Here is a 426-nt window from a genome sequence, read left to right on the forward strand (position 1 = left end):
GCCCGGTCCCGTGAGGACGGCGTCACGATCGCGCAGATCGCGAAGGACTTCGGCGTCCACGAGATGACGCTGCACAAATGGATCCGCCAAGCCGACATCGACGACGGCAACCGCCCCGGCAAGAGCCGGGAGGATTCCACCGAGCTGCGCGATGCCCGCAAGCGGATCCGGTTGCTCGAGCAGGAGAACGAGGTCCTGCGCCGTGCTGCCGCCTACCTGTCCCAGGCGAACCTGCCGGGAAAAAGCTCTACCCGCTCGTGAGCGAGCTCGCCGCTGACGGCATCCCCGTCGCGGTGTCCCTGCGGGTCTTGAAGCTCTCCCGTCAGCCCTACTATCGCTGGCGGCGCCAGCAGGTCACCACAGCCGAGCTGACCGAGGCCTATCGAGCCAACGCTCTGCTGGACGCCCACCGCGACGACCCCGAGT

The 426-nt window shown here is 67.8% G+C and carries 1 protein-coding gene; it reads left to right on the forward strand.

Translation table 11 applies throughout. The features are described from left to right. A partial coding sequence (locus Q0937_RS17935) for a transposase (RefSeq protein ID WP_299306376.1) occupies window positions 1-261 on the forward strand: 261 nt, incomplete at its 5' end. Window positions 262-426 lie beyond the last annotated feature (165 nt).

Origin of the sequence: uncultured Brachybacterium sp. (assembly GCF_947500705.1) — a bacterium.
In the GTDB taxonomy this organism is placed as follows: domain Bacteria; phylum Actinomycetota; class Actinomycetes; order Actinomycetales; family Dermabacteraceae; genus Brachybacterium.